The organism is Cyanobium sp. NIVA-CYA 375 (assembly GCF_056108345.1).
Genome location: NZ_JBSYHW010000089.1, coordinates 1 through 7,725, shown reverse-complemented (window position 1 = coordinate 7,725; position 7,725 = coordinate 1). Strand labels below are relative to the sequence as shown.

Sequence of the window (7,725 nt, the reverse complement as noted above, 5' to 3'; positions counted from 1 at the left end):
GTATCGACGCATTAGTCATGTCCTCAAGCCCCCGGATGTACTGATCAGAGGGGTGACAACTTTCCTGAAACTGGGGGTTCTCCGCCGACCAGCATTGCTTTTGCGCTCTTGCGCATAACCTTTTTCGAGCAGTGGGCGAAATGATTCCCAAGGAATCGATTCGGAAAGTCGCTCAAGAACAGGCTTTTTAGTTTTGAGCTTTTCAACCCTCTGCTGCTCGTCCCAGAAGCCTCTTTGGCCCATACCAGGCATGCAATTAACTATTCAAATTATAAGCTATTGTCGCCTCAACGCAAGGGCTGATCGTATTTTTCGAGGTGCCCTTAACGGGTTTCGATCGCTGAAACAAGTTGCGCTGCAGTCGATCTGGCTTTTTCAGGAGTCCCTACTTGAGCAGGGTTAGCGCTCACTAAAGCGGCGATGGGATCAAGGGGTGAGTTGGGCGGGGCCTCACCTCATTAGCGCTAATCCCTTGTGGCTTACAACTTGCTTCCTTTACCCACCCTGCCTAAACATCTACTTCGGCGCCCCACTGGGGGTCCACCTGCTTCCAGCCCTGGGCCTTGAGCCTTATCCACTGCTCCCTGGCGTCGTTACGGCGCATGTGACTGCGAGTTTTGAGTAACGGGGGCTCACGTGACAAGCGGCCCCAACCCCTCGCCAGCGCCGGTGGGATTTGGCACCCTGCGGATCTACGACCCCGATTGGCGCTGGAGCGAGATCCCCTGAACTATGACCCACCGGAGCTGGCCCGTGCTGTTGTCACTACTACTTGCGGCTGTGGTTGCCCCGCTGCCCCTGCGGGCCCAAGGAGCCGAGCCCCAGGCCTTTCTTCCCCCAATGCCTCAGGTGCTGCCGCGCCAAGTTTCGGTGCCAGATGTGCGACTCCCGGGTGCGACGGGATCGGTCACCCAGGGCGTTGTGCTGGCGACAGAACTGGATTCGGTAGCGCCGCGCCTGGCCTATCCGTTGGCCGAGCTGGCTGAGAGCCTGGACCCCTGGGGCTGGCGTTACTCCGAGCGGCGCTCCGCCTGGCGGCTCCATACCGGCATCGATCTGGCGGCCCGGCAGGGCACTGTGGTTATCGCCTCCCAGGCCGGACGGGTGCTGCTGGTGGAGACGATCAGCGGCTATGGCACCACGGTGTTAATAGATCATGGAGAGGGATGGCAGACGCTGTATGCCCATCTGCATCAAGCCTCCGTTCTGGAAGGCGCTTGGCTGGAACAGGGGCAACCCCTGGGGACGGTGGGAATGACTGGATCGGCGTCAGGCCCGCACCTGCACTTCGAGCTGCGGCGCCAGGGCACAGAGTTGCTAGCCCTGGATCCAACCCCCCACCTGCCGCCTCTGCTGCCTCCCCCAGCCCCACCGCCGGTGCTTGCCACAATCACTCCTTGATCCGCTCATTACCCTGCTGGCGTCGGATCTAAAAGAACATATAAGGCGAAAGCCTGCGAGGGCTACAAGTCAAATATCAGATCCAAGTACTGACCGCCAAATTTTCACTCTCTTGGCTTCACTGTCTAATATCGCTGCCGGATTGCGTTGGTGCGATGAAATCAAATTGATGAAAGAGCTTCGGCTGCACCCCATTGAACTTATCTTCTGGAAGTGAAAAAGATCCCAATAATAAGATGAATTAACTGGTGGCGTAGCCACAAGAAAAGAGCTTGTGGTGGAGTTACTAAGTCAAGACACCTACTCCTTGCTGAGCCAGGAGTAGAGCACGCCATCCTTCAGCGCCAGAGCTGTCAGGCGACATCGAAAACTGAGCCAGAGGCGACACGAAAACTGAGCCACCCAGCAGACGATCCATTGAGCTATCCACCTGGGGTTGTCCTTGTTCCGCTCGCACCGGAGCAGACTTGGCAACCAATCGCCTGTGGGTTTCTACGGTGCAGCGATGGCCCCAGACCTCAAGCACCCTGCCACCGGCGATTTGATTGTGTTGGAGGGTGGTGAGCAGCTTTGGCGGATCGGCTGGCCTGGTGCACCGGTCCTAGTCGTCACTAAGAGCGGACCAGACGGCAACGCCATCTACCGGCTGGCTGATCCCAAATGCAAAACCTGGAACAAGGTGGGGGATATGAAGCTGCTTCCCTGGCCAGAAGCCGGCAGCTGAGCCAATCCAACCCAAGCCATCCCACCAGGAGTAGAACAGCTGTACTGATGCCACCGCTGGTTTGATTTTGGCCGACCTGCCCATTGGCGAGCCTGTGCCCTTCTGCTTGGGCTCATTGGGTGAGTGTCCCGCGTCAAGCCCCTTGGCCGGCCAACTTCATTGTCGCCGGACAGGTTTCCATCCACCCCTTCCCCAATGGCAACGGCCGCCATGGGCGCCTGATCGCTGATGTCTTGATCGAGCAGCTGGGGGCACCTCGCTTCTCCTGGGGAGGCAGCAGCTCCCTGGTCGATACCTCAGGCCTGCGCCAGCAATACATCGCCGCTCTCCAGCAGGCCGATCGAGGTGACTTAGGCGCACTGCTCGCCTTTGCGCGAGCGCGCTGAGCAGACACCGCAAGGCTCCGTGCGAATTCGTTGAGCGCACCTATCGGTGCGACGACGGCAGTCCTCCGCTCCGGGGCCGGTGATGGGTGGCGGGCAGGGCTGCTTTCCCGCGGCTGCGGTGCCATGGCACTCATGCACAGAGAGAGATCGGAGCGAAGCTCCAGGCCTCCGCACGCGGCTCGACCGCCGGTGGCAGCTCCTGTTCAGCGGAATAGAACAGACCGCTGCCGGCAATATTCATGAACGGCAGCTGGGCGAGCAGTTCGCCCTCTGAAAACGTCTTGAGCACAGCTAGATGCTCAAGCCTGTTTTCGTATTTGGCTGCCTCGATCAGGGTGAGGCCCATGGCACAACAGGGGGGCAGCGCCCCGGGGAGGTCAGGGGCTATTGCCGAGGGCTTTCACCAATCGAGCGGAAGGCGGAGGACAGGACGTTCACTCGTAGTGGCTCCACATCCGCAGCACCTTCACGATGCGCTCTTGATCGAGCACTTGATAGACGAGCCGGTGCTGGATGTTGATGCGTCTGGAGCAGGCACCGCGGAGGTCTCCCACCAGCGCCTCGAAAGGCGGCGGTTGCTGGTAGGGGTCTTGGGCCAGCAGGTTCAGCAGCTCCTGCGCTTTGACCTTGAGCGCTGGGGAGGCGGAGGCCAGCTTGCGGGCGTCCTTCTGCGCCTGCTTGGTGAACAGAACCTTCCAGCTCACCAGCCCGGTTCGCTGCTCAGCTCAGACAGATCCGTGTCCATGCCCTGAAGGATCGACTCGCGCATGCCGGGGATCGACACCAGATGCAGGGTCTCCTGGATCGAACGCCAGTCACCTTCTGAAAGCAGCACGGCGTTGCCCCGCTTGCCAGTGATCTGCACGGCTTCATGGGAGTGGCCCACTTCATCGATCAAGGCGTAGAGCCGCTTGCGGGCTTCTGTCGCCGTCACGCTGGTCATGACTGCCCCTTACTGTACGTGAAAGCGTACTGCATTTGAGGCCTGGGTCTAGGAGGCGGCAACAGCAAAGGACTGCCCTGCGGCCCAGGTGTCATTGCCCAGCACCTGGCCTCAGCGGTAGTGATAGCGGCAGGCCAGGATCACGAGCGTGGTGCCATCCAGCCGGTAGACGAGACGGTGCTCGTCATCGATGCGGCGTGACCAGCAGCCCGAGAGGTTTTCGCGCAGCAGCTCCGGCTTGCCGATACCCACGAATGGATCCCGCAGGCAGGCCTGGACCAACTGGTTGATGCGCCTCAGCTGCTTGCGCTCCTGTCCCTGCAAATTGAGATAGTCATCCCAGGCTGCCGGCGTCCACGCCAGCCGCTCAGCTGCCGGCATCGAGCTGATCAGCGTCGATCAGGGAATGGTCCAGCAGCTCACCTCGCTCGGCCTGCTCCAGCGAGCGCTGCAGATGGGCTGCATTGGCAGGCGAGCGCAGCAGATGCACCGTCTCCATCAGGCTGTTGTAAGTATCCAGGGACATCACCACAGCACCTTGTGCATGGCGCCTGGTGATCAAGGTGACATCGGCGTCGGTTTCCACGCGATCGAGCACCGCCTTGAAGCTCTCTCGAGCCTCCGAGAAGCTGACAACCTGCATCGCACTCGTCCAACTACCTGTACAACAGCATAGGGCGGACTCAGTGGTCTGGCGCGGCAACAGCAAAGGACTGCCTTGCTGCCATGACCACAACCTCTCCTGCCGCCCAGGCGCCCTTCAGCGGTGAGCGCTGGCGCCAGTTCTGGAATGCCTGGTAGGCAGAGCTCCAGCAACTCGAGGGGATTGAGCAGTTGCTGCTCACCATCATCAGCGCTGATCCAGCGATTTTCACCGAGGCAGCCCTGGCGGCAGACCTTCTCATCGGCACCCCAGTCTCCAGAGGCATCAGGCCATGCCAATCCCCTGCCAGTGGCCTGGGAGAACCAGAACGACAACGCTTCCGGCACCGGATACCGCGAGTGCTTCTCCAGTAGCTGCGCCATGCTCTGCCCGCTACTGGGGCAAGGTCAGCTCGGACGATGAATACAACGTCATCCGTGCCAAGTACGGCGACAGCACAAGTGCAGAAGCCCAGCTATCTGTCTTGAGGTCCCTGGGGCTGACGGCGAACTTCGCGACCAATGGTGATCGAGCAGCTTTGGAGCAGCAGATCAACCTGGGGCGGCCGGTGGCCGTGGGCTGGCTGCATCACGGTTCTGTATCTGCGCCATCAGATGGGGGCCATTGGAGTGAGGTGATCGGTTTCACCGAGGCGGTCGCCATTCACAACGACCCCAACGGAGAGGCTGATCTGGTTGCAGGTGGGTACACCGCCAACACCAACGGCGCAGGCCAGCACTACAGCTAGAAGAACTAGCAGCCGCGTTGGGAGGCTGATGGCAATGGCACCGGCTGGCTGCTCATCTGCCATCCGTAAGCAGAGGGTGGACAGGGTTGTAGGTGCAGATGCATGAGCGATGAGCTGCCGCCCTTGCTGCCACCTGCCCAGCAGAGCAGTAAGCCTCCCTTTGATCGTGAGCGCTTTGTCTTTAAGGCCCTGGCGGTAGTGATCTGCACCCAGCTTTTGACACTATTCCCTTGCTGCTGGGGTCTGCGGTCAGCGGGCCTTGGCAGGCCGGCCAGTTGGTCAGGTATGCCCAGGCACGCTTGAGAAATTGCAGATGGGTTTTGATTCCACCCTCAACCTGCTGCTGGCACTACTGGGCGGTGCAGCGCTGACGAGGGTTGGCAGACCGCCTGCTAGCTGAACTCCTCTGCGCCTTGGACAGGGAGCAGCAAGCAGTAGCAGAGCTAATCAGCCCACCAGCTGGAGGTGCCGGCTACTGAACAGCTCTCCGGTGCAGTTCACCGGCAATAAGGCTGAGCGGCCAGCCCGGTACCAGGCATCTACCAAAGCAGCGCTGGAGCGGGGGTAGAGCTCTCCAGCCAAGATCCAGAGCTCGTCATGCAGCACCTGAGTCTGATCTGGTGTGCCTACATACCAAGGCGACTCAGGATCCTGCGACAGCTCCTCATGGAGCAGCAGGAGTCCCTCAAGTACGCAGTTAGCGAGCTCAGGCGTCATCGGCTTTGCTGGCCCCACCTTGCGGTGCAGCTACCCAAGAATGTCCATCCACGCACACCAAGGTGCACCAGATCAAGCACTGGCACCTAGTGGGTTGCGCTGCAGGACGACGCAAGTTGGTGCAAGGGAGTGCTGCTAGGGGAATAGCCCGGCAACGCTCAAAAAAATGGGGCTAGCGCTAGAGAACACAGCAGTGCTGCGGCCGCCGGCGGCTGCCTTGAACTTGCCACAGCTGAGCTGTGGCTGACGTCAGACAGCCGCCGCCGCCCTCAGTTGGCCTGTTTTGGGGTAGTAGGGCACGGCATCTCTCCCGCGGCTGCGGTGGCTGGTGGCCCTCTGCCGATTGCTGGCTGGAGTGAGGCCCCAGCTTTCCTCGCGCGGCTGCGCGGGAAATGGTCAATTCTGTTCGAATCTGATGGCCTTAATTCTTAGTAAGCCGAGGCTGATTGGCATGGGCTTGCTCTGTGCAAATCAATTGCCCCGCAGCCACTCTACCCGCTTTAGAGTACGTTTGTACTGCTAGAATAAAGGCTGCGCCAAAGGCCCCTAGCCCATCGCCTGCGGTATTCCAATTCCCTGATCTCGCCAGCACTACCGCTCTTTTATTTGTGGTGTGTTGCCCCGATCAGTTGTCACCTCTGGCAGCTGATTCATGGATCTTTATCTCTCATCTAGCCCTGCAATAGCCCCATCCCACTCGCTTGTGATCGTGCCCGGTGGTGGCCGAGATCTGCTCTGGTTACCCGCGCAGATCGCCACTGTCCTTCTGGCCCGCACCAGCGGTCAGCTCGTCCATGGGCTGCTCCATGGCGGGGCCCGCGGCGCTGATCGCACCATCGGTCGCGCCGCCAATCAGCTGGGCTGGCCGGTCGAGGTGCTCCCCGCCGATTGGCGCCGCCATGGCCGCGCTGCCGGGCCAATCCGCAATCGGGAGCTGCTCGAGCTGGCGATTAGCCGGGCCGAAGCCCTCAGCTCTGCTGCTGCCCCGGTCTCGGTGCTGGTGGTAGCGCTCCCCGGTGGCGCCGGCACCGCCTCGCTAGTGAGAGAAGCCCGCCGCTTAGCAGCCCGTGCGCCAGTGCCGCTCTCTGTGGCGCAGATCAGCCACGCCCCCAGCCTCCCTTGATTCCTGGGCATTGCCCCCTATTCCCCTGTTCCCATTTCTCCTCATTCGTGCCATGGCTGTTCTCACTCCCATCCCCGCTGCTGCAGTCAAACCGCTAGCAGCTCCTCCAGCTGCAGGCCCTGCCTGCTCGCTGCAGCGCTCTGGTTCCCTCTGGCAGCTGGGCAGCGAGGCCCAGGAGCTCACCACCGCTATTTCCCAGCTAGCCGAGCAGCTTGAAACGGATGATCCCGAGCAGCGCGCTCTGGCCCTCACCGAGCTGGAGGCCGCACTTCTGGCAGAGGAAGGCAATAAAGCTGCACTCGCCGCCAAAGCCGATGCCACCTGCTGGGTGATCGAGCACCTGCGCGGCCAGGCCACCTACCGCCAGCAGCAAGCCAAGCGGCTTGCCGATCTGGCCCGCTCTGATGCCGGCCGGGCTGATGCCCTTGAGGAGTCGCTGATCTTTGTCCTTACCCAGCTGCAGCCGGCGGCTACGCGGTTCTCCTTCCCCGATCACGAGCTCACCTCCCGCAAGTCCCAGGCGGTGGTGATCGACGACGAGCAGGCCCTCGATGCCGAGTGGCTCACCTTCTCCACTACCAGCAAGCCGGACAAGAACGCCATCAAGGAAGCCCTCAAAGCCGGCCGCCAGATCACCGGCGCCCAGCTGCTCAACCGCCGCTCCTGGCGCATCCACTGACCGGAGGGGGGCAGAGCCCCCCGCGCACGGCCCGCTGCAGTGGCGGTCCCCTTCCTTTGTTCACGACCAGTTCCCATCACCGGCGTCCCAGGCGTCCAAAGCCCATGACCACCACCACCCTTGAGCGTCCAGCTGCCAGCTCCAGCCAGAGCTCTGGCCCCCAGCCTTCCGCTCTGGCGTTGTTGCGTCGATCTGACGCCACCACCCCCGTCGCCCCGCAAGACACACGCAGCTCTGCTGGAGGTTTCAGCAAGGAGCAGATCAGCGCCCTGGCCGCTCCGCTTGATCGGGCCAAAGTCCGCCAGCGGGAGCAGGGCCGCAGCCGCGTGAGCTATCTGGAGGGTTGGCAGGTAATCGCGGA

At 61.5% G+C, this 7,725-nt stretch carries 13 protein-coding genes and 1 pseudogene; 7 read left to right on the top strand and 7 right to left on the bottom strand.

What is annotated here, in order from left to right:
• Nucleotides 1–508 precede the first annotated feature (508 nt).
• A complete protein-coding gene (locus tag AC01FP_RS15015; protein WP_474481442.1) occupies nt 509–604 on the bottom strand; it encodes a hypothetical protein in 96 nt (31 codons plus the stop codon).
• Nucleotides 605–732: 128 nt separating this feature from the next.
• Between AC01FP_RS15015 and AC01FP_RS15010 the strand changes: the two genes are divergently transcribed.
• The 3 genes from AC01FP_RS15010 (at nt 733) to AC01FP_RS15000 (ending at nt 2,511) form a co-directional block, all read left to right on the top strand.
• Nucleotides 733–1,401 (top strand): M23 family metallopeptidase, encoded by a 669-nt coding sequence (locus tag AC01FP_RS15010; RefSeq protein ID WP_474481440.1) that lies wholly within the window; start codon nt 733–735, stop codon nt 1,399–1,401.
• 505 nt (nt 1,402–1,906) lie between these two features.
• On the top strand, nt 1,907–2,125 hold the full coding sequence (locus AC01FP_RS15005) for a hypothetical protein (RefSeq protein ID WP_474481439.1): 219 nt from the start codon (nt 1,907–1,909) through the stop codon (nt 2,123–2,125).
• Nucleotides 2,126–2,244: 119 nt separating this feature from the next.
• Complete coding sequence (locus AC01FP_RS15000; protein WP_474481437.1) at nt 2,245–2,511, top strand: hypothetical protein; 267 nt, start codon at nt 2,245–2,247, stop codon at nt 2,509–2,511.
• Between the two features lie 130 nt (nt 2,512–2,641).
• Here the strand turns inward: AC01FP_RS15000 and AC01FP_RS14995 are convergent, their stop codons facing one another.
• From AC01FP_RS14995 to AC01FP_RS14975, 5 genes are all read right to left on the bottom strand, one after another.
• The gene (locus AC01FP_RS14995; RefSeq protein WP_474481436.1) at nt 2,642–2,857 is read right to left on the bottom strand and encodes a hypothetical protein; all 216 of its coding nucleotides are present in this window, start codon (nt 2,855–2,857) and stop codon (nt 2,642–2,644) included.
• An 88-nt stretch (nt 2,858–2,945) separates the two neighbouring features.
• Nucleotides 2,946–3,215, bottom strand: coding sequence for a Txe/YoeB family addiction module toxin (locus tag AC01FP_RS14990; protein WP_474481434.1), 270 nt, complete (start codon nt 3,213–3,215; stop codon nt 2,946–2,948).
• Nucleotides 3,212–3,454, bottom strand: a complete 243-nt coding sequence (locus tag AC01FP_RS14985; RefSeq protein WP_474481432.1) for a type II toxin-antitoxin system Phd/YefM family antitoxin — start codon at nt 3,452–3,454, stop codon at nt 3,212–3,214. Before AC01FP_RS14985 ends, AC01FP_RS14990 begins: the two co-directional genes overlap by 4 nt.
• Nucleotides 3,455–3,565: 111 nt before the next feature.
• Nucleotides 3,566–3,835, bottom strand: coding sequence for a Txe/YoeB family addiction module toxin (locus AC01FP_RS14980; RefSeq protein ID WP_474481430.1), 270 nt, complete (start codon nt 3,833–3,835; stop codon nt 3,566–3,568).
• Nucleotides 3,822–4,097: a type II toxin-antitoxin system Phd/YefM family antitoxin gene (locus tag AC01FP_RS14975; protein WP_474481429.1), complete on the bottom strand. Its 276-nt coding sequence runs from the start codon at nt 4,095–4,097 to the stop codon at nt 3,822–3,824. Before AC01FP_RS14975 ends, AC01FP_RS14980 begins: the two co-directional genes overlap by 14 nt.
• A gap of 484 nt (nt 4,098–4,581) precedes the next feature.
• On the opposite strand from AC01FP_RS14975, the gene AC01FP_RS14970 reads away from it, so the two are divergent.
• Nucleotides 4,582–4,845 carry a hypothetical protein gene (locus AC01FP_RS14970; RefSeq protein ID WP_474481427.1) on the top strand — a complete coding sequence of 88 codons (264 nt, stop codon included), beginning with the start codon at nt 4,582–4,584 and terminating at the stop codon, nt 4,843–4,845.
• A 447-nt stretch (nt 4,846–5,292) separates the two neighbouring features.
• Here the strand turns inward: AC01FP_RS14970 and AC01FP_RS14965 are convergent, their stop codons facing one another.
• Nucleotides 5,293–5,562, bottom strand: a complete 270-nt coding sequence (locus AC01FP_RS14965; protein ID WP_254937217.1) for a hypothetical protein — start codon at nt 5,560–5,562, stop codon at nt 5,293–5,295.
• 652 nt (nt 5,563–6,214) lie between these two features.
• Between AC01FP_RS14965 and AC01FP_RS14960 the strand changes: the two genes are divergently transcribed.
• From AC01FP_RS14960 to AC01FP_RS14950, 3 genes and pseudogenes are all read left to right on the top strand, one after another.
• Nucleotides 6,215–6,685 carry an SLOG family protein gene (locus AC01FP_RS14960; RefSeq protein ID WP_474481425.1) on the top strand — a complete coding sequence of 157 codons (471 nt, stop codon included), beginning with the start codon at nt 6,215–6,217 and terminating at the stop codon, nt 6,683–6,685.
• Between the two features lie 52 nt (nt 6,686–6,737).
• On the top strand, nt 6,738–7,364 hold the full coding sequence (locus AC01FP_RS14955; RefSeq protein ID WP_474481423.1) for a siphovirus Gp157 family protein: 627 nt from the start codon (nt 6,738–6,740) through the stop codon (nt 7,362–7,364).
• A gap of 104 nt (nt 7,365–7,468) precedes the next feature.
• Nucleotides 7,469–7,725 (top strand): annotated as a pseudogene (locus tag AC01FP_RS14950) (RAD52 family DNA repair protein); the annotation flags it as partial.